Origin of the sequence: Desulfatiglans sp. (assembly GCA_012513605.1) — a bacterium.
Classification (GTDB): domain Bacteria; phylum Desulfobacterota; class DSM-4660; order Desulfatiglandales; family HGW-15; genus JAAZBV01.
The window spans coordinates 47,503-68,167 of record JAAZBV010000155.1; the positions used below are offsets into that span (position 1 = coordinate 47,503).

Sequence of the window (20,665 nt, forward strand, 5' to 3'; positions counted from 1 at the left end):
TGTATTTTCAATGTTATTTTTGAACAAAATTGTTCTTTAAGCATGAATTATCCTTATCAGTACCAGTCTTTTCGCTGTAAATATAAAAATATGGGGCTCATATTCTTGACACTAATATGATGCTCAAATATATTAGCGCAACTTAAAAATCAGGAGGGCATATGCCAAAAATCAAGGATATAAAGAAGGTAATGATTATCAGTTCCGGGCCAATAATAATTGGACAGGCCTGTGAATTTGACTATTCAGGCACCCAGGCCTGTAAGGCGCTCAGAAAACTTGGATATGAGATAGTTCTGGCCAACTCCAACCCGGCCACCATTATGACTGATCCGGGTATGGCAGAGGCAACATATATTGAACCGCTTAATGTAAACGTTATGAAAGAGATAATTGAAAAGGAGAGACCTGATGCCCTTCTCCCCAATCTGGGGGGGCAGACAGGCTTGAACCTCTCTTCAGAACTGGCTGAAGCAGGCATATTGGCTGAATACGGGGTAAAGGTAATAGGCGTTGACCTTGAGGCAATAAAAAAGGGCGAAGACAGGATCGAGTTTAAGAAAACAATGGAAAGCCTTGGCATAGAGATGCCAAAGAGCAAACCAGCCTACACGATTGAAGAGGCGGAAAAGATTGCCGAAGAGCTGGGCTACCCGGTTGTTATCCGACCGGCCTATACAATGGGCGGCACCGGAGGCGGGCTTGTCTATAATATTGAAGAGCTCAGGGCCGTTGCATCAAGAGGTATATCCGCAAGCATGGTCGGGCAGATACTGATTGAGGAATCTGTTTTAGGCTGGGAAGAGCTTGAACTTGAGGTGGTGCGTGATGCCAAAAACCAGATGATTACTGTCTGCTTTATAGAAAATGTTGACGCAATGGGGGTTCATACGGGTGATTCCTACTGCACTGCGCCTATGCTCACCATTGATAAGGAGCTACAGAAAAGACTCCAGAAACATGCATACGATATTGTTGAGGCTATAAACGTTATTGGCGGCACAAACGTACAGTTTGCTCATGATCCTAAAACAGGGAGGATTGTTGTTATAGAGATAAACCCGAGGACATCAAGGTCTTCAGCGCTTGCATCAAAGGCAACAGGATTTCCTATTGCCCTTGTATCAGCCCTCCTGGCTGGCGGCATGACCCTGGATGAAATGCCCTACTGGAAGGAAGGCACACTGGAGAAGTACACACCCTGGGGCGATTATGTTGTGGTTAAATTCTCCCGCTGGGCCTTTGAAAAATTTGAAGGGGCAGTCGATAAACTGGGCACCCAGATGCGCGCGGTCGGCGAGGTTATGAGTATAGGCAAGAATTATAAAGAGGCATTTCAGAAGGCCATCCGCTCACTTGAAAACGGCAGGCATGGGCTCGGTTTCGCCAAAAATTTTAATAAAAAGACGCTTGATGAACTGATGGATATGCTTTCCGAGCCATCAAGCGAGAGACAGTTCATCATGTACGAGGCCATAAGAAAAGGGGCATCGGTTTCTGAGCTCAATAAAAAGACCCATATCAAGACATGGTTTATTGAACAGATGAAGGAGCTGGTTGATCTTGAGAACATAATACTGGAATACTGCGGAAAGGAATTGCCTGATGATCTTTTGATCAGAGCCAAAAAGGATGGATTCGCTGATAAATACCTCGCAAAGATTTTACAGGTGCCGGAAAAAGATATCAGAGAAAAACGTATTAAGCTCGGCCTTGTGGAGGCATGGGAGCCGGTTCCTGTGAGCGGCGTGGAGGATGCAGCCTACTACTATTCCACCTATAATGCCCCTGACAAGGTGTCTGTGAGCAGCAGCCGAAAGATCATGGTGCTAGGAGGAGGCCCCAACAGGATCGGGCAGGGGATAGAGTTTGATTACTGCTGCGTTCATGCGGCCTTTGCCATAAGGGATGAGGGGCTTGAGTCCATAATGGTCAACTGTAATCCTGAAACCGTATCCACAGATTATGACACCTCCAATAAGCTCTATTTTGAGCCTCTTACTGTTGAAGATGTATTAAGCATCTATGAAAAGGAAAAGCCTGAAGGGGTTATAGTGCAGTTCGGCGGACAGACCCCTCTTAACCTTGCATCAGAGCTTGAAAAGGCCGGTGTAAAGATAATAGGCACATCCCCCGATGCGATTGACCTCGCTGAAGACCGTGACCGTTTCAGGAATATCATGAAAAAACTCGGAATACCTCAGCCTGAGTCAGGCATGGCAGTCAATCTGGATGATGCTCTGGCAATAGCTGCAACAATAGGATACCCTCTTATGGTGAGGCCATCATATGTGCTAGGGGGCAGGGCAATGGAGGTGATACATGATGAAGAGATGCTGAGGCGTTATGTGAATGCTGCGGTTGATGTAACCCCTGAAAGGCCCATACTGATAGATAAATTTCTTGAAAATGCAATTGAGGCTGAGGCCGATGCAATAGCTGATGGAAAAGATGCCTTTGTGCCTGCGGTAATGGAACATATAGAGCTTGCAGGGATACATTCAGGGGATTCCGCCTGTGTAATCCCACCGGTCAGCATACCTGCCAAGCATGTTGAGACCATATATGAATATACAAAAAAGATAGCTATAGAGCTCAATGTTGTGGGGCTCATGAATATCCAGTATGCCATAGCTAATGATACTGTGTATATACTTGAGGCAAACCCGAGGGCATCAAGGACAGTGCCCCTTGTATCAAAGGTGTGCAATATCCAGATGGCCCGCATGGCAACACAGATAATGCTTGGTAAAAAGATTAAAGACCTTGATATAAAACCGAGGAATATCCCCCATTATGGCGTAAAGGAGTCAGTGTTCCCCTTTAATATGTTCCCTGAGGTTGACCCCATACTCGGCCCTGAGATGCGCTCAACAGGTGAGGTGCTTGGGCTTGCTGACTCATTCGGCCTTGCCTATTACAAGGCCCAGGAGGCTACCCAGCTTGTTCTTCCATCAAGCGGGACAGTGCTTTTAACAGTAACTGAGGATGACAGGCCCGCGGTGCTTGAGGTGGCAAGGCAGTTCAGGGCACTTGATTTTAAACTTAAGGCTACTAATGGGACGTGCAGATTCCTTAATGAAAACGGCATAGAGGCAGAACCAATATTCAAGATGCACGAAGGGAGGCCCAATATTGTTGATGGCATTAAAAACAATGAGATCGCCCTTGTTATCAACACGCCATCAGGCAAACTTAGCAAGCATGATGATTCTTATATCAGAAAGGCAGCTATCAAATACAAGGTACCCTATATTACAACCCTTGCAGCAGGTATTGCAGCGGCAAGAGGGATAGCGGCATTCCGCAAAGGACACGGAATTGTTAAGTCCCTTCAGAGTTATCACAGCGATATAAAATAAAAAGGGAGATTACCTTATGGATGGCATAGTAGGGATATACGGGCCTCATGACAGAGAGCTTGTAAATAAGGCATTTTTAGCAACAGGCGCCTGCCAGCACAGGGGAAAGGCCAGCACAGGGATCGCTGTAGGAAGTGGTAAAGGCATCTATATACATAAAGACCTTGGAAGGATTGCCGAGGTTATTGACAGCAGGCTCGTTAAGATATTTCAGGATCTTTCACCTCAGGCAGTAATAGGCAATATCGGTTACACAAAAAACGCTGTAGCTGAAAAGGTAAACGTGGAGCCAGTTGAGATAGTTCCCTATTCAGCCTCAGATTACCAGGTTGTAATTACAATGGACGGCTACCTCACGGGAGAAGAGGAGCTTATTGAGGAACTCTCAGGGGAGTATAACTTCCATACCAGTAATATTACAGAGGTCGTCGGCGCCCTGCTCCATAAGTATATAAGCGAGGAGGGGATCAGCTTTACGGCAGGCGAAAGGCTCTCTGAAAAACTTGAAGGGAGGGCCACATTTGCCCTTGCTGCCCTTGTATATGACGGAAAAGAGACCCACCTGATCACCCTTAATGACACCAAAGCCTTTGAGCCCTTCTGCTACGGGATCATGGACAACACCTTTATTGCGAGTTCCGAGTCCTGTTCACACCGAAGGCTTGGCGGCGCCATACAGAAAGAATATGATGGCGCTGAGATGTCCATCTGCAACTCATCAGGCATTGAAACAAGGCGGGTTAGAGCAAAACAGATGACCCCTGACGTGTTTCAGGCAGTCTACTTCGGGAATGTTGCCTCCCTTTTCAGGGGAAAGGAGATATTCCAGATAAGACGTGAGTTAGGTCTCAAGCTTGCTGAATATTATAAAAATACAAGCGCAGATATTGTTATACCTAACCCTGAATCAGGGTGGGGGGTATCTGTGGGTCTTGCTGAAGGGCTTAAAAAGAACCTTTATCCTGCCCTTATCAAACTTCCCCAGGCTGTCCGCACCTTTCAGGAGGGAACAGGCCAGACACGCACTAAAGAGGTAGGGCTTAAGTTTGGCGGCATAGATTCCATACTTGGTAACAGACGCATTGCAATGGGTGATGACAGTATTGTAAGGGGGAGCGTATCAGAGGGCGGTTCTGTATGGGTCGTATATAATGCAGGCGCAAAATATATTGAGTTCTGGATATCATACGGCGCAATGTTCTTCCCCTCATTCAAAGAGTGGCACAGGGGAATAAAGTGTCTGAATGAACTTGCAGCCCAGAGGGCATTCAGGAACGATAACCCCTATGATAAATCCCTTGATGAGATAAACAGGGCAATCGCAAAGCTCGTGGGTGTTGATGAAGTAAGGTACAACACCCTTGAAGGAATCAAGGCTGTTACAGGAGATGGCTCATTCCAGGCCCTTGACGCAAGTTATCCCATATCTGAAAAATACTGGCCGGACTTTATCAAGGCAGAGGTTGAAAGATTTAAGAAATATCGATAATTAAAAGATCATTGCAGCCAAAAACAATGCTATCTGTCAAACACCTTATGATTAACCACGGAGGACACGGAGATCACGGAGAATTTTTCCTTTAAGCTTTTACTCCGTGTTCTCCGAACTCTTGTATGGTTGAAGTGACAGACTAAAATTGAACCGCAAAGACGCAAAGGGCGCTAAGAGAAACAAAAATTATTTATTGATAATATATTAAAAAGATTTTCTCCGTGCTCTCCGTGTACTCCGTGGTGAAAACAGGCTTTTGTATTTACGCCAATGTATAGTTTTTTGCCCTGCCTGTTTTCATGTATACAGTTAACCCTTCTTCTTTGGCGGCGGGCCAAAGACCTTTAGATTGGCAGGTCCACCCCAGTCAAATGTAGTCAAGTCAAAATCAGGCACCCGCACCTCGCGATCGAGATTAGGCCCCAGATAGAGGGCATGAAAGAGCACCGGCTTATTTATTTTCCGGAAATTAAGAGGGGCATGCTGCATGCCTTTCGGGATAAAGACCACGGTTGTCGAGGTTATGGTATGTTTTTCCATCTCCTCACCCATCCAGAGGTCTATCTCCGCATCATAGCTCTTGCAAAGGTCAGGCAGGTCTGCGCCAAGAAAAATCAAAAATTCATCATATTTATGGATATGGGGTGTTTCCCAGCAGACAGGCTCCTTGAACACCTGCCATCCTATTGTGGCGGTAGCCCCAGGTAATGCCGAGGCCCCTCTGAAATATGTCTGTGGGCTCGCTATTTCAGGAAACATGGGGAGGCTGTTAAGACCAACGAAATCATTTGCCCTTGGAGGTTCACCCTTGTCTGAGAGGAAATATTTACCATAAATTGTCCCGTCTGCTGACGGGGTATTGGCCGGGGCTGCTGCCATCACTTCGCCCTGGTCCGGCATCAGGTATTTCTGGAGTGAATTTGCAAGCGCAAGGCCTCCAGCACCTACAATTAGTTTTTTAAAAAAGCTTCTTCGTGATGTGCTGTTTTGCATGGTACTCTCATTACTCATAAATTTATCTCCTTTTTGTTACATGTTAATTTCAGGGAAGTGAGGATAACCCTTTCTATATAATAAATTATTCAATTAAAACAACATTTTTTAAATAATTTACCCTTTCAATCCACAGTTGACTTGTCTTTTTACTTTGCCTATGGTTTCTCTTTGCATAGTTCTCCTTCTCATTATATAAACATCCTGAATTAAAGGGTTTGACCCGGGGAGAATATTGGATATAGAGATGAAAATGACTGTTAAAAAGCTGAAAGGGAATGATTTTTATGATGCCCCATGATCAAACAAAAAATGTCCTGATTATTGGAGGTGGTGTGGCAGGCATGTCTGCCGCAAAGAGGCTTGCAGGCCATTCTGTAAATGTACACCTTGTCGAAAGGTCAGATTATCCTGGCGGCCATGCCTCAAAATGGGCATGCATGGCCACTCTTCAATGCCAGTACTGCGGCGCCTGCTTAAGCCATGACCTCATCCGCGAAACAGAAGAGCTCAAAAATATTACCCTGTATAAAGGGTGCATGGTGGATTCCATAAAAAACCTTGAGGGGTCTTACCGGGTACATATTAATGGCGGCATTGATAAAGAGTTTTTTGTGGATGCAATATGCCTTGCCACAGGCTTTACCCCGTTTGACCCTGGCAGTTTGAGTTGCTTTGAATACCGGACAAAGGGTGTAATAACCACGGCAGAGCTTGGCAGGATTATAAAAGATGAAACCCTCATAGAGGCAGTACATAATAAACCTTCACCATCCATTGCATTTATCCAGTGTATCGGGTCAAGAAACCGCGAACTCGGGTCTGATTACTGCTCACAGGTCTGCTGTAAAACATCTGTGCGGTTTGCAAACAAGATAACCAGCATGATCCCTGATGCATCTGTTACGATCTTTCATATGGACCTCCAGACCTGCGGGAAGATGTTCCGCTCACAGGTAACAGACCTAAGCAAGGGAGTTAATTTCATACAGGGTATCCCTGGTAAAATATTGCCTGTTGAAAATGACCGGCTCAGATTATTCCGGGAAGATAGAGATACAGGTGCGAGGCAGGCCTCTGATTTTGATATGGTTGTGCTGGCCATCGGCATGCAGCCGGGTGACACCCCGGAGCAGGCATTGAACCTGGGCCTTGAGCTGGACATATGGGGTTTTATCTCTCAGGATAGACCCGACAGCAGAGAAAGAATCTATTCAGCAGGGGCTGTCAAAGGCCCTGTGGATATTATATCAGCCATAGAGCAGGGTATCACTGCCGCACACGATTGTCTTAAGGATATGGGTGTCACACCGGTAGATTCAGGCAGGCCAATTGCAGTGCTTGGTGGAGGAGATGAAGGACGTATCGTCGCAAAAGCACTGAAGGGTTCAGGCCACACGATTTGCCTCTTTGAAAAAGGTAATAACCTGCCTGCCCCTGATGGGGTTACCCTGTTCCCTGAAAGTAACATAAAGGAGATATCAGGGGTTGCAGGTAATTTTATCATTATGGCTGAATCAGATAACTCACCTGTTCAAATCAGGGTGTCGGCAATTGTTGTTGCAACCGGGGCTGATATAAAAAGGCTTTCAGATGAAAAGGGGATATTTGCAAGCGGGCAGGTTATTTCTCTTGATACTTTCAGGCAAAGGGCTCTCAGTGAAATCACAAATAGCTGTAAAAATATTGTTTTCTGGCTGGATCATGCAGCCCCTGAAACTAAAGCAAACAGCAGGGATGTGCTTTTATGCGCCATTGAGGTGAAAGATGCAGGGGCAAATGTCACAATCATGATGGAAAAGATGCTGGTGCATGATATTGACGGGCAGATGCTTTATGACTCCGCACGCCACAAAGGCATCAAGTTTTTACGCGCCCAGACCCCATCAGATATTCTCGTAGCAGAAATTAATGGCCGTATAAACATTAAGATAAATGAGGCGACACTTTCTGGCCTTACCATAGATGTGCCATGTGACATGCTTATTATACCTGAGATGTTAAAAGCGGCCGAAGAGAACAGGGAATTATCAGGGATATTGCGGCAGGAAATGGATATTGAAGGGTTTCTACAGTCACCAAATCCAAGGCACCGCAGGGTTCAGAGCGCAAGAAAAGGGGTCTTTTATGCCGGCTCATGTCATGATGATATAAGCGAAAAGGATCTTCTTCATGAGATAAGGACAATAAATGCCCTTATCAACCTTATGCCCCAGGATGAGAGTTCATGCCAGGCCTATGCCGAAATAGATACAGGCAAATGTGGCAAATGTCTTACTTGCCTGCGCATATGCCCCCATGCTGCTGTTATGCTGGATGACCATTCACCCTTTATCTCTGCCAGCGCCTGTCTTGCCTGCGGCCTGTGTGTTACATCATGTCCCGCATCAGCCATCTCCATAAAGGGTTCAGAAGCAGATGGGGCAGGGCTTTCCGGTTTATCAGGCGCCCTTGTCTTTGCCTGTAAAAGAGCCATTGCCGTGGCTGATAACTCACCTGATAAAATGAATGAGGCCTTAAAAGGATGCAAGATCATCCCTATTGATTGCGCGTGCAGCCTTGACCCAAAGTTGATAATCGACCATTTTGCAGCAGGGGCGCAAAGGATAATGGTAATGAGCTGTCACCCTGAAAACTGCCTCTCTATTCATGGCAACAGCTCTGCAGAGAAAAAGGCAGAAAGGATATATAAAGATACAGGAATCCCTCTATCAATGCTGAGCGTTCATGCGATAGCTGCAAATGAGCCTGTGCGCCTGGTAAATCTGATCAAAGGGGACTTAAGCCAAAAGGAAAATTCTGATGAATAATATAGCCATTAACCACAATTCAAACTTTTTCACGATATTAAACCGGCATGAGAGGGGTGACAATGTTACAGACTGTCTTACCTGCGGGATATGTTTGTCCAGGTGTTCATGGTATGACGGGGAAGGCGGCCCCAATCCGCGAAGGATGGTCAGGATGGCACAGCTTGGGCTTGATAATCTGCTTGCACAGAGCCCCATGATCTGGGACTGCATGATATGCAATCACTGCACAACCGCGTGCCCCATGGGCATCAGGATGGCTGATATAGTAAGAATGGCGAGGGGTCTTCCAGAGGCAGAGGCCATACTGCCTGAGAGCATAAGGCAGGGCATTAAGACCAGGCTTGAAACAGGGGATGTGAACGGTTTTTCAGAGGATGATTTTAATGAGACAATCGAGTTTTTAAATGAAGAGATAGCAGATGAAAATGATGACCCAGATGCCCTTATCCCAAACAGCATAAGGGGGGCAAAGTACCTCTACCTGCCTAACCCCAGGGAACTTTCGGCAAACCTCCTGCACCTTAAGGCAATGGCAAGGCTCTTTCATGCATCAGGGGAGACATGGACAATGTCACCAAGGCATACTGATGTTACAAACTGGGGATATTTTTCCGGAGATAATGAGGCAGCAAAAAAAATGGCGCTTCAGATAGTTGAGGCTACTGAGGAGCTGGAAATAGAGACCCTTGTCCTTTCCGAATGCGGGCATGGTTTTTTTGTGCTCAGGAATCTGATACCGGAACTGATAGGTAGAAATCCGGGATTCAATGTGAAAAGCATTGTTGAATTCGCACTTGAACATGTAAAGGCCGGGAAAATCAGGCTTGACAAGGATGCACACCCCTACCCGATCATGTATCATGACCCATGCAACCTGGGCAGGAAATCAGGGGTGTTTGATGCGCCACGTGAACTGTTAAGCCTTGTCTGTAAAGAGGTTGTTGAACTGAATCCGAACAGGGAAAACGGCATCTGCTGCGGTGGCGGAGGGGGGCTTTTACAGGACAGTACAAGTACAAAAAATCGCATGATATCAGGAAGAGCAAAGGCAGACCAGATGAAAAGCACCGGGCTTAAACATATTGCTGCCCCATGTCTGTCTTGTCACAGGCAGCTCGGGGAGCTGGCCAAACATTATAAACTCGATATCAAGGTTGATACTGTAGCTGCCCTTGCTGAAGAGGCGCTGATTGAATGATCATTATACGCCTGGTTTAATTTTTAGCCCGTTAAGGGGGAATGAATTATATGCATCTTAAAAAGGTCACCATTTTATAAGATAGATTTATAAAACTTTATGGAGGACTATAGCAGGTATATCCAGTGAAAAAGGAGACCTCTTGACAATGCAAATAGAAATAAGGCCGGCAAGGCCTGAAGAGATGGAAGAGCAGAGAAGAATAGCCAGGGAAACAAATGTGCTTCCGCCTGGTTTTATCTCACATGAATTCATAAACGGGATTACCCATGATATGACCCTCTGCGCATTTGTGGACGACAACATGGCAACATCATATGCTGTATGGCCCCTGATTATGAGATTTAATGGAAAGGATGCGCCTGTTGCGGGGGTTTCAATGGTCGGCACCCTTCCTGTTTACAGAAAAATGGGGTGTCTGAGAAAGGTGCATGAAAGGCATTTTGACCTTCTGCATGAGGAGGGGAAAAGGCATATCAGCATACTTTTTGCATCTCAGGCAGCCATTTATCAGCGTTACGGCTATGGGATTGTTTCAACACAAAACTCATATGATATTGCGCCATATGATATACAGTTCAGGGAGAAAAAACAGATCAACCCCAGAGGAAAACTAGTACAGCTTCGTGATAAAAATATTGAAATACTCGATAGTATCTACAGGGAGTTTACAATTCCGCGAACAGGTTATCTTATAAGAGACAGATTCAAATGGGAGACAGGCAAGCTGGCCCCTCCTGTTGCGCCGGGTGGTGTTCAGGACCAGATAATATATGAAGAGGCAGGTGTTGCCAGAGGTTATGTGATCTATAATGTAGAGCCCAATCTTTCCGGCGCAGGCTTTGGCCAACGTGTAACGATTAAGGAAATGGCATGGCTCTCAACAAGCGCATATTACAGTCTGTGGAACCATCTCACCAACATGCACCTTGCCCAGAACATCATATGGATGCAGGCGCCTCCTGATGATCCCATGCCCCACCTTTTACTGGAACCAAGGAGGCTGAATATAAAATCCGGTAACGGGTTCCTGTCCAGGATTGTTGACGTTGAGAAGGCTATACCTATGCGGGGATATGGTGAAGATGGTGAACTTGTGTTTGAGGTTCATGATGATGCAATATGCCCGTGGAATAATGGCACATGGCATATGATTGTATCAGAAGGCAAAGCATCAATCAAAAAGACAAAAAAGACACCGGAAGTTTCAATGAATGCAAACAGCCTGGTAATGTTACTGTTTGGACAGTTAAGTGCCACCAGCGCGGCAAGGATGGGTATCATTGATGTAAAAAAGAAGAATGTGCTGATTCGATATGATCGGCTTCTCAAGACAGAATATATGCCATTTTGCGGCGATATTATATAGACGTAGAGACGGGTTTGAAACCCGTCTCTACATATTAATGCGCCTCATCCCAGTTTTTGCCATAACCCGCATCAACCTTGAGTGGGACAGAAAGCCTGTGCACATGCTCCATCTCCTTTTTTAAAAGCTCCGGCATTATGGCGATCTCTGTCTCAGGCACCTCAAACACAAGCTCATCATGCACCTGGAGCAGCATGCGGGTCTTGTACCCTTCCCTTTTGAGTCTCGCATGTATATTTATCATGGCCATTTTAATAAGGTCAGCAGCAGTGCCCTGTATGGGTGTATTTACCGCAATCCGCTCTGCCTCTGACTTTATCATATTATTGTCACTGTTTATTTCAGGTATGTACCTTCTCCTGTTAAAGAGTGTTGTAACATACCCCTTTTCCCTGGCCTGTTCAGCCATTGTCTCCCTGTACCTTGCAACCCCCCTGTACCGGTTGTAATATGACTCTATATATTCCCTTGCCACCTTGATATCTATATTCAATTCATCAGAGAGTTTTTTTGCCCCCATGCCGTAGATAATGCCAAAATTTATTGCCTTTGCGATTCGTCTCATCTCAGATGTTACATTTCCCATCTCAACCCCAAGTATCTCTGATGCAGTGCGGGTATGTATGTCCTGCCCCTTTTGGAATGCCTCAATGAGGGCAGCATCTTCCGAGTAATGGGCAAAGAGCCTCAGCTCCACCTGGCTGTAGTCAGCAGAAAGCAGATAGTGGCCTTCGTCTGCTATAAACCCCTTTCTTATCTCCCTCCCCTCTTCTCCCCTGATCGGTATATTCTGCAGATTGGGGTTGCTGCTGCTTAACCTCCCTGTTGCAGCCACTGTCTGATTATATGATGTGTGTATCCTTCCGGTGCGGGGGTTTACAATCTTTACCAGCGCATCAAGATAGGTGGATTTAAGCTTGGCAAGGGTCCTGTATTGCAGGATGAGCTCCGGTATCTTGTGACCCTCAAGTGCAAGCTTTTTGAGCACTTTAACATCTGTTGAAGATGACTTTGTCTTTATTGTCTTCTTCTGGACAGGGAGTTCAAGCCTTTCAAACAATATATGGGCAAGCTGCTGCGGAGAGTTAAGGTTGAAATCTGTACCCGCCTCTTTGAATATCTCTTTTTCAAGCTCCCTGATACGCCTTGTAAATGAGAGAGACATCTCCCTGAAAAAGGGGATATCTATCTTTATACCGGTAACCTCCATATCCATAAGCACAGGAAGGAGCTTCATCTCCAAATTATGAAAAAGCTCCTGGTTCTGATCCTCTTTCAGTTGTTTTTCAAGGATGGCCTTGATCTTTAGGGTTATATCAGCATCCTCGCAGGAGTACTCCATTGCCCTTTCAACTGTCACACCTGAAAAATTTATCTCTGCCTTTCCCCTGCCAACCACATCATTATATGAAATCATCTTGTGGTTCAGGTAGTGCTGCGCAAGAAAATCAAGGTTGTGCTGTCTTAGCCCTGGATTAATCACGTATGATGCAACCATCGTATCAAAATATATCCCCTTAAGATCAATGCTGTTGTTCCTGAATATAATGGCATCATACTTTATATTCTGACCCACCTTTAAAATCTTTTCATCCTCAAGCACACCCTTAATGATATTAATGGCCCTCTGTTTATCCAGCTGTTTGGGTACGCCAAGGTACATATGGGCGAGTGGCAGGTAATAACCGGTATCTGGCTCAAGGGAAAAGGATATGCCTACAAGCTCTGCTGTGTGGGGGTCTGTTCCTGTGGTTTCTGTATCCACAGAGACAAGGCCGGTTCTGTTTATCTTTTCTGTCAAATAAACAAGATCCTTCTCAGACATGATGAGCTTATATGAATTTTTAATAGAAGTATTTTTTGATGCAAACTGTTCCCACAACCCCTTGAATTCCAGCTCGCGAAAGAGGGCTGAGAGTTTATCAGCATCCGGTTCATTTATCTTCAGATCATCCGTATCGCATCTGATGGGCACATGGCAGTTTATTGTTACCAGTTTTTTACTCAGCAGGGCATTTTCATGGGAGTTAACAAGATTCTCCTTTAATTTGGCCTTTGTGATCTTATCAATCTGTGCATACACATTTTCAAGGGAGCCGAACTCCTGGATTAGCGAGAGGGCAGTCTTTTCACCAACGCCCTTAACACCAGGCACATTGTCGGATGTATCACCGGAGAGCCCCATAAGGTCAATAATCTGGGCCGGTTCAAGCCTGTACTCATCACGCAGGGCGGATAGATCAGTGACCTTATCCTTCATGGTGTCCCATAAAGAGGTCTTATCAGAGATGATCTGCCTGAAATCCTTGTCACCTGTCACAACAACAACATTATAGCCCTTTTCTTCTCCCCTTTTTGTTAATGTGCCGATGATATCATCCGCCTCAAACCCTGGCATCTCTATCATCTTTACACCAAGCAACTGTATTATAGACCTTATGTATGGGAGTTGCTCTACAAGGTCTTCAGGCATTGGCGGCCTTGTTGCCTTGTACTGATCGTACATCTCATGCCTGAAGGTTGGGCCTTTTGAATCAAGGGCAACCACAGCGTACTCAGGCTTTTTATCATCAAAGAGTTTGAGCAGCATCTTTGTGAATCCGAAAATTGCATTAGTCCTGAGCCCCTTGCTGTTAGAAAGATAGCCTATGGCATGATAAGCCCGGTAAATGTAGGAGTTACCATCGACTAAATATATGGTATTGTTTTGCTGTGTCATTATTAAACCTCAAAGGGAGATAGTCATACATAAAACTGAATAACAATTCCCGGCATTAAAAAATTTCAGGATATTACTCTTACAGATTGTTTCTTTGCTTCAGCAGCAAGGTTTTTATCAAGCGTTAACAGGTATCCACTGTTCCTTCTTGCAAGTATAATATAGAACATATCATAAACAGGTTTATTGGCTTTACATCCTAATAAAAAGGCCTCTTTATACAACACCTGATCGTCGGAATATTCATCAGGCAGATTTATGGCATATTCTATAGCTCTTTCACACTGCTCCAGAGATATGTTCCCAAACTTATGATACTTCCAAAAAACATTGCTGATTTCTGCAATATAAAGGCCAGGCGCAGTTATCCAGTCAGCATCTTTAAGGTAATCTTCAAAGTGCTTACTGGTTTTTCCTTGAAGGACAATCTCAGTTGCAGCGCTTGCATCAAGGATCAGTATCATCTTTCCCGGTCCTCCCGGATAAGCTGTACAGGATCAGGAATATCTGAATCTTGGTCTATTATCGGTGCTTCCCTTAACATTTTAAGGAGTTCTTCTCTTCTTTTTTTAGGATTCACTTCTAAATCAAGACCTTTTGCCAGAACAGCAACTGCCTGCTGAGCAAGGCTTCTGTTTTCCTTTTTGGCCTCCTCCTGTAATTTGAGATAGATATTCTCAGGCAGTTCTCTTACCTGTAATGATGTCATAGTACGCCTCATGTGTTATATCGTTTTTAAAGCTTAATGCACTTTTCATCAAAATGCAAGCATGGTGTTTTGCATTAAATTTATTTGTTTTATTAAATAGTGTCCATCCGGAAAGAGAGAAATTCTGGATGGACACTAGCCATATAAAAGATATAAAGTGGCACTTATTAGTTAACCTTATCAAAGAGATGCAAAATGAAAACCTTTTCTGAAAAAGTATACGATCTTTTAAGGAAAGTGCCTGAAGGGCGCGTTACCACCTATAAAGATATTGCCCATGCTTTGGGAAGCAAGGCATATCGCGGGGTTGGCCAGGCCATGAAAAAAAACCCATATGCGCCGGAGGTGCCCTGACACAGGGTTGTAGCCACATCCGGTCGGATTGGAGGATTCAGGGGCAAGAGAGCAGGGGCAGCCATACAGGAAAAAATAAATATGCTTAAAAGCGAAGGGATTAAGTTCCAGGGGGATAAAATACAAAATTTTAATGAGATACTCTTTAGATTCGACTGATAGTTTTCTGGAAGTTGGGTGGAAAATTTCGGGTATTGGCCGATATTGATTACATTAAAAAAAAAGGAGTTAACAAGATATGTTAACCCCTTGAATTTTCTTGGTAGTCCCAACGGGACTCGAACCCGTGTCTCCGCCGTGAGAGGGCGATATCCTAGACCGCTAGACGATGGGACCATAAAAATAAGCTGTCAGCATTCAGCTTTCAGCGATCAGCTAAGATAATCACATCTGAATAATTCTTGCTGATGAAAACCTTTTTTGGCTGGGGGACAAGGACTCGAACCTTGGATAATGGGGCCAGAACCCATCGTATTGCCGCTATACTATCCCCCAGCAGGAAAGCATGGAATTTAGCAATTTCTGTAGGAAAGTCAAGGGAAAAAACCGGCTTTAAAATTTTGTTAAATGTGATGATTCAGTCATTTGGGTGACGAATTACAGGCATTTTTTACAGTAGGGGCGAAAAATTTTTCGCCCCTACAAGGCTACCTTTTTCCCCTTCACCCTCTCCTTCAGCCACGTAAACCATGCATCAAGCCCTTCACCGGTTTTGCAGGAGACAGGGAAGATTACAATATCCGGGTTGATTTTAAGCGCATCCTCTCTGATTTTTTCCATACTGCAATCAACATATGGAAGGAGATCGATTTTATTTACTAGCAATACCTTTGATTCATGGAACATGAGTGGATATTTGCCCGGTTTATCATCCCCCTCTGTAACGCTTAATATCATCGCCTTGAAATCCTCGCCAATCTTGAACTCTGCCGGGCAGACGAGGTTACCCACATTTTCAACCACTAAAAGATCAAGCTCTGTAAAATTGAATTCATTAAAGGTGTCCCTAATCATGTTGCCGTCCAGGTGGCATGCACCTTTTGTATTTATCTGTACAGCAGGCACCCCTTTTGCGGATATCCTTTCTGCGTCACGGGTTGTTTCTATATCACCCTCTATCACGCCTATACGAATATCATCCTTTAATGAATCTATTGTCTTTTCCAGAAGTGTTGTTTTACCAGCACCTGGGCTGCTCATAAGGTTGATAACAAGCACACTGTTTTCATTAAATATCTCTCTATTCTGTTCTGCTATCCGGTCATTTGCCTCAAGAATATTTCTCACTACAGAAATTTTCATTTTTAGTTAGCCCTCCTTTTTACTCCACTTCAAGTTCAACAATACTCATCTCCCTGCCAGAAACAATCTCTATATCACTTACGCCGCAATCAGGGCATGAAAATCTGTAATCAATTACCTTAAACCCCTTTTTACATTTGCGGCAAAAGCCTGTAAGAGGAGATATATCAATATTAAGCACTGCCCCATCCATTCCATTCTGGGTAGTGATGATTTCAAAAGCTGTATTAAGGGCATCAGGCAAAATACCCGCCATCTCGCCGATCTTTACCCTTACAGATATGAGCCTGGTTGCTTTCGCTTTATCCATCTCCTCTTTTATAATGGCAATTAGGCCCTGTACTATAGACATCTCATGCATGGGTTTTCCGTTCTAGTTGTAGGGGCAACCCCCTGTGGTTGCCCTGAGAGGATAATCCTACAGTACCATATGCGGGCAGGCACAGGGGCCTGCCCCTACAGTCATATCCATCATCATACAGCTCCAATTGCGTCTTTTACAACAATTTAGCATTTACATTGCTTTCTGAAAATCCATTTTGGGTCAATTATGATTTTTAACCATCTTTGCAGCGACCCAATCCTTTACAAGCCCTTCCAGCACATCCATGGGTAGCGCCCCCTGCTCAAGTATAAAATCATGAAAGGCCCTTATATCAAACTTATCCTTCATCTGTCCCTGACAATAATCCCTGAACTCCCTGATCCTTATCTCCCCTATCTTGTAGGTCAGGGCCTGCCCTGGCATAACTATATATCTATCCACCTCAACCTCTATATCATGCCCTGACATAGCCATATTCTCCCTGAAATAATCTATGGCCTGTTCTCGGCTCCAACTGTAATAATGAATTCCTGTATCCACAACCAGGCGTATGGCGCGCCACATCGCAAGGTTGAGCTGGCCGAATCGGGAATACCTGTCATTATACAACCCCATATCATAGCCCAGGCTTTCTGCATAGAGCGCCCACCCTTCTATGTAGACTGTATAACCGCCATAACGTCTGAAATTTGGAATACCCTCCTGTTCAGAGGCGAGCGCCAGTTGAAGATGATGGCCAGGTACCGCCTCATGCAACACTAGCGGTATAAGCCCCCAGCTTGGTCTGGAGGGTAGATCATAGGTGTTTATATAAAAGGTGCCTGCAACACCATTTCGCATATTGCCTGTCTGAAAATAGGCAGCAGGTTGTGATTTTTCCAGATAGGCCGGAACAGGTAATACCCCATAGGGGAGTCTGGGCAGCTTGCTGAAGAGTTTCGGGAGGCTATAATCCGCCTGTTTTGCTATGTCTCTGCATGCGGTAACAAGCTCTTCAGGGGACTTAAAGAAAAACTGCGGATCAGAGATCATGAATTTTAAAAAATCCTGAAAATCACCTTTAAAACCTATCTCGCCCATTAATTTTTCTATTTGTCCGCGAATCCTTTTAACCTCGCTCAGCCCCAGATTATGGATCTCCTCAGGGCTCATTTCAGTGGTTGTATAACTCTTCGCCAGGTATGCGTACCATTCACGGCCATCAGGCAAAGCGCTCCAGGCGATTGTGTCCCTTGCACCGGGAATATAGACATCAACAAAAAATTTATAGAGCCTTTCAAATGCAGGGATGACCATATCAACAAGAGTTTTATTCGCCTCATCCTGAATGGCCTTTTGTTTTTCTATTGGAATCGATGCGGGTAGAGATTCAAAGGCCTTCATAATGGGGTTATCAGTAACCTTTGTCATGGCCTTAATCTGGTCAGGTACATTACGCAGGGTAATTCTGGGGTATGTTGCCCCGGTTTGCAACCCTTCCTTTAAAAGGATAATGGTATTATCAATCTGTTCAGGCACCTTTTTAAGCCGGGCAAGCCTCTCTTCATAATCCTTAATATTCCCAGCGGGCGAGCGTTTAAGGTTATTCTCAATGCTCTTCTGAATACCGCCCATCTGGCTGATCCTTAAATACCTATCCTTGAAGCGCTCCCCTTCAAAATCAAGCTTCAGATCACGAAGGTACAGGTCATAATTGAGCTGATCTTTTTTATCCAGCCCTCCCCTCTCTATTTGATGGAGTTTTTCCAATGCCTCTTTTTTGTGCGAATAGCGGCGCGCGAATGCAGGTAAAGATATATCTGTCCACCGGTCATTCTTGCCTGCGTGGCCCACAGAGGTAGCCCATTCAGGATGCTCCTGCATGGCATACTGCCACTCCTCATCCAGAAAAGCCTGAAAGGATTTTTTTGCATCAGCGCCTGTTGAGGATGCAGCAAAAACAAGACATATTAAGACAGATGAAAAGGCAAGGATTCGATGAATAGAGCTCATGTAACAGCCTCCCTTAAATTAATATTTACCTGAAAACAGTGGAGATACTACCAGTGTTAAATTTGTTTTTCAACAGACCCTTAAAATTTCAGGAAAGGGGATAATGGCATGCAACCATATGCCCATCTTCCTTTTGCTCAAGATCAGGGATGATCCGGGAACACCTCTCTTTTGCATAAAGGCACCTCGGGTGAAACGGGCATCCGGATGGCGGATTGACAATGCTGGGCACCTCGCCCTTTGGCACCATCCTTTCCCTGCGTAAAGATGGGTCTATCTGCGGTATGGCAGACATAAGCGCCTCTGTATAGGGGTGCAAAGGGGTGTCATAAAGCGCATTCGAGGCTGCCTGTTCCACAATTCTGCCCAGATACATCACGGCAATAACATCACAGAAAAACTGCACAACTGCAAGGTCATGGGCAATAAAAATCAGTGTCAGGTTGTATTGGGCCTGGAGATCCTTTAGCAGATTAATTATCTGTGCCTGTATGGAGACATCAAGGGCGCTTACAGGTTCATCACATATAACAAGTTCAGGGTTAAGCGCCAGGGCCCTTGCAATGCTTATCCTCTGACGCTGCCCGCCGCTGAATTCATGAGGATACCGGTTGATATATTCAGGCGAAAGGCCCACCCTGAGCAGGATATCAGAGACCTTTTCGTAGAGATCATTTTCTCCGGCTATTTTGTGGGTCTTTATCGGTTCACCGATTATATTGCCCACAGTCATCCTGGGATTTAATGAGCTGTAAGGGTCCTGGAAGATGAGACTAACTTGCCTCCTGAAACCGGACATCTCCTCTTTTTTGGCGCTGAGGATATCCATATCATTAAACCAGACCCGGCCCGATGTAGCCCTTTCAAGCCTTGTTATAGTCCTTGCAACAGTGCTTTTACCGCACCCGCTTTCACCCACCAGGCCAAAGACCCGGCCCCGTTCAACTGAAAATGATACACCGTCAACCGCCTTTATATAACCGGATATCTTCCGCAACAGACCTGTTTTTATGGGGAAATAGGTTTTAAGATCTTCAACCGAGAGGATGATGTTATTATCCGCCATTTTTACACCTTCCAGCAGGCAGCTTTGTGCCCCGGTTCCTTTTCTTCAAGCATGGGCTCCTGCTCCTGACACCTTGAATCACCATTATATATGGGGCACCTCGGGTGAAACCTGCAACCTGAAGGAAACCTTAATGGGTTTGGCACATTACCGGGTATTGTTAAAAGCCTCTCCCTTTTTTCACCAAGTTTGGGGAGCGAGTCCAGAAGCCCCCTGGTATACGGGTGAAGAGGATTTTTAAAGAGCCCCTCTGCCCCTCCTGTTTCCACAATCCGTGCGGCATACATAACAGCAACCCTGTCAGCCCTCTCAGCCACTATGCCCAGATTGTGGGTGATAATAAGCACGCTCATCCCATACTGCTCCTTTATGGAATCCATAAGATCCAGTATCTGGGCCTGTATAGTAACATCAAGGGCGGTAGTGGGTTCATCGGCTATAAGCAGTTCAGGCCGTGAGCTTATGCCCATTGCTATCATGACCCTCTGCCTCATGCCGCCTGACATCTGGTAAGGATACTCATGCACCCTCTGCCCGGGGTCAGCTATGCCTACCTTGCGAAGCGCCTCAACAGCCTCCTGCCAGGCCCCTTCCATATCCTTTTTCTGATGAAGCTGTATTGCCTCTGCAATCTGATCACCAATGGTATAGACAGGGTTAAGGCTGGTCATTGGCTCCTGAAAGATCATGGCTATCTTGTTGCCGCGGATAGACCTCATCTCCTTTTCTTTAAGATCAAGGAGATTCTGCCCGTTATACAATATCCGGCCATTAACAATTCTGCCAGGGGGGTCAGGGATAAGCCTCATTATGGAGAGGGCTGTAACGCTTTTACCGCAGCCGCTTTCACCCACAAGGGCAAAGGTCTCTCCCCTTGTGATTGTAAAGCTTACATCCTGAACAGCATTTACAATACCGCCTTCCGTATTAAATCGTGTTGTAAGCCCTTCTACTTTTAAAAGCTCGGTCAT

At 45.2% G+C, this 20,665-nt stretch carries 15 protein-coding genes and 2 tRNA genes; 6 read left to right on the forward strand and 11 right to left on the reverse strand.

Annotation, left to right across the window (positions count from 1 at the left end; genetic code table 11):
• The first annotated feature begins 161 nt into the window (after positions 1 to 161).
• Positions 162 to 3,362 (forward strand): carbamoyl-phosphate synthase large subunit, encoded by a 3,201-nt coding sequence (gene carB / locus GX654_21430; GenBank protein ID NLD39426.1) that lies wholly within the window; start codon positions 162 to 164, stop codon positions 3,360 to 3,362.
• A 16-nt stretch (positions 3,363 to 3,378) separates the two neighbouring features.
• Positions 3,379 to 4,851 carry a hypothetical protein gene (locus tag GX654_21435; GenBank protein NLD39427.1) on the forward strand — a complete coding sequence of 491 codons (1,473 nt, stop codon included), beginning with the start codon at positions 3,379 to 3,381 and terminating at the stop codon, positions 4,849 to 4,851.
• A 312-nt stretch (positions 4,852 to 5,163) separates the two neighbouring features.
• Here GX654_21435 and GX654_21440 read toward each other — a convergent pair whose 3' ends face one another.
• A complete protein-coding gene (locus GX654_21440; protein NLD39428.1) occupies positions 5,164 to 5,865 on the reverse strand; it encodes a hypothetical protein in 702 nt (233 codons plus the stop codon).
• Between the two features lie 260 nt (positions 5,866 to 6,125).
• Between GX654_21440 and GX654_21445 the strand changes: the two genes are divergently transcribed.
• The 3 genes from GX654_21445 to GX654_21455 all read left to right on the forward strand — a co-directional run bounded on the left by GX654_21445 (position 6,126) and on the right by GX654_21455 (position 11,227).
• A complete protein-coding gene (locus GX654_21445; protein NLD39429.1) occupies positions 6,126 to 8,657 on the forward strand; it encodes an FAD-dependent oxidoreductase in 2,532 nt (843 codons plus the stop codon).
• A complete protein-coding gene (locus GX654_21450) occupies positions 8,650 to 9,858 on the forward strand; it encodes a (Fe-S)-binding protein (GenBank protein NLD39430.1) in 1,209 nt (402 codons plus the stop codon). The genes GX654_21445 and GX654_21450 overlap by 8 nt, the downstream gene beginning before the upstream one ends.
• A gap of 148 nt (positions 9,859 to 10,006) precedes the next feature.
• Positions 10,007 to 11,227 (forward strand): GNAT family N-acetyltransferase, encoded by a 1,221-nt coding sequence (locus tag GX654_21455; protein ID NLD39431.1) that lies wholly within the window; start codon positions 10,007 to 10,009, stop codon positions 11,225 to 11,227.
• Between the two features lie 34 nt (positions 11,228 to 11,261).
• Here GX654_21455 and polA read toward each other — a convergent pair whose 3' ends face one another.
• The 3 genes from polA to GX654_21470 all read right to left on the reverse strand — a co-directional run bounded on the left by polA (position 11,262) and on the right by GX654_21470 (position 14,655).
• Complete coding sequence (polA, locus tag GX654_21460; protein NLD39432.1) at positions 11,262 to 13,946, reverse strand: DNA polymerase I; 2,685 nt, start codon at positions 13,944 to 13,946, stop codon at positions 11,262 to 11,264.
• A gap of 65 nt (positions 13,947 to 14,011) precedes the next feature.
• Entirely contained in the window at positions 14,012 to 14,410 is a 399-nt protein-coding gene (locus tag GX654_21465) for a type II toxin-antitoxin system VapC family toxin (protein ID NLD39433.1), read from the reverse strand.
• Positions 14,407 to 14,655: a hypothetical protein gene (locus GX654_21470; GenBank protein ID NLD39434.1), complete on the reverse strand. Its 249-nt coding sequence runs from the start codon at positions 14,653 to 14,655 to the stop codon at positions 14,407 to 14,409. Before GX654_21470 ends, GX654_21465 begins: the two co-directional genes overlap by 4 nt.
• Positions 14,656 to 14,850: 195 nt before the next feature.
• Between GX654_21470 and GX654_21475 the strand changes: the two genes are divergently transcribed.
• Positions 14,851 to 15,168: an MGMT family protein gene (locus GX654_21475; protein ID NLD39435.1), complete on the forward strand. Its 318-nt coding sequence runs from the start codon at positions 14,851 to 14,853 to the stop codon at positions 15,166 to 15,168.
• Between the two features lie 101 nt (positions 15,169 to 15,269).
• Here the strand turns inward: GX654_21475 and GX654_21480 are convergent.
• The 7 genes from GX654_21480 to GX654_21510 form a co-directional block, all read right to left on the reverse strand.
• Positions 15,270 to 15,345 (reverse strand) — tRNA-Glu (locus GX654_21480).
• Between the two features lie 85 nt (positions 15,346 to 15,430).
• Positions 15,431 to 15,504, reverse strand: a tRNA-Gln gene (locus GX654_21485).
• Positions 15,505 to 15,648: 144 nt separating this feature from the next.
• Positions 15,649 to 16,311 (reverse strand): hydrogenase nickel incorporation protein HypB, encoded by a 663-nt coding sequence (gene hypB / locus GX654_21490; GenBank protein NLD39436.1) that lies wholly within the window; start codon positions 16,309 to 16,311, stop codon positions 15,649 to 15,651.
• A gap of 19 nt (positions 16,312 to 16,330) precedes the next feature.
• Positions 16,331 to 16,672 (reverse strand): hydrogenase maturation nickel metallochaperone HypA, encoded by a 342-nt coding sequence (locus GX654_21495; protein NLD39437.1) that lies wholly within the window; start codon positions 16,670 to 16,672, stop codon positions 16,331 to 16,333.
• Positions 16,673 to 16,855: 183 nt separating this feature from the next.
• Positions 16,856 to 18,628: a DUF885 domain-containing protein gene (locus tag GX654_21500; protein ID NLD39438.1), complete on the reverse strand. Its 1,773-nt coding sequence runs from the start codon at positions 18,626 to 18,628 to the stop codon at positions 16,856 to 16,858.
• 88 nt (positions 18,629 to 18,716) lie between these two features.
• Complete coding sequence (locus GX654_21505; protein ID NLD39439.1) at positions 18,717 to 19,694, reverse strand: ATP-binding cassette domain-containing protein; 978 nt, start codon at positions 19,692 to 19,694, stop codon at positions 18,717 to 18,719.
• Positions 19,695 to 19,696: 2 nt separating this feature from the next.
• Positions 19,697 to 20,665 carry an ABC transporter ATP-binding protein gene (locus GX654_21510; GenBank protein NLD39440.1) on the reverse strand — a complete coding sequence of 323 codons (969 nt, stop codon included), beginning with the start codon at positions 20,663 to 20,665 and terminating at the stop codon, positions 19,697 to 19,699.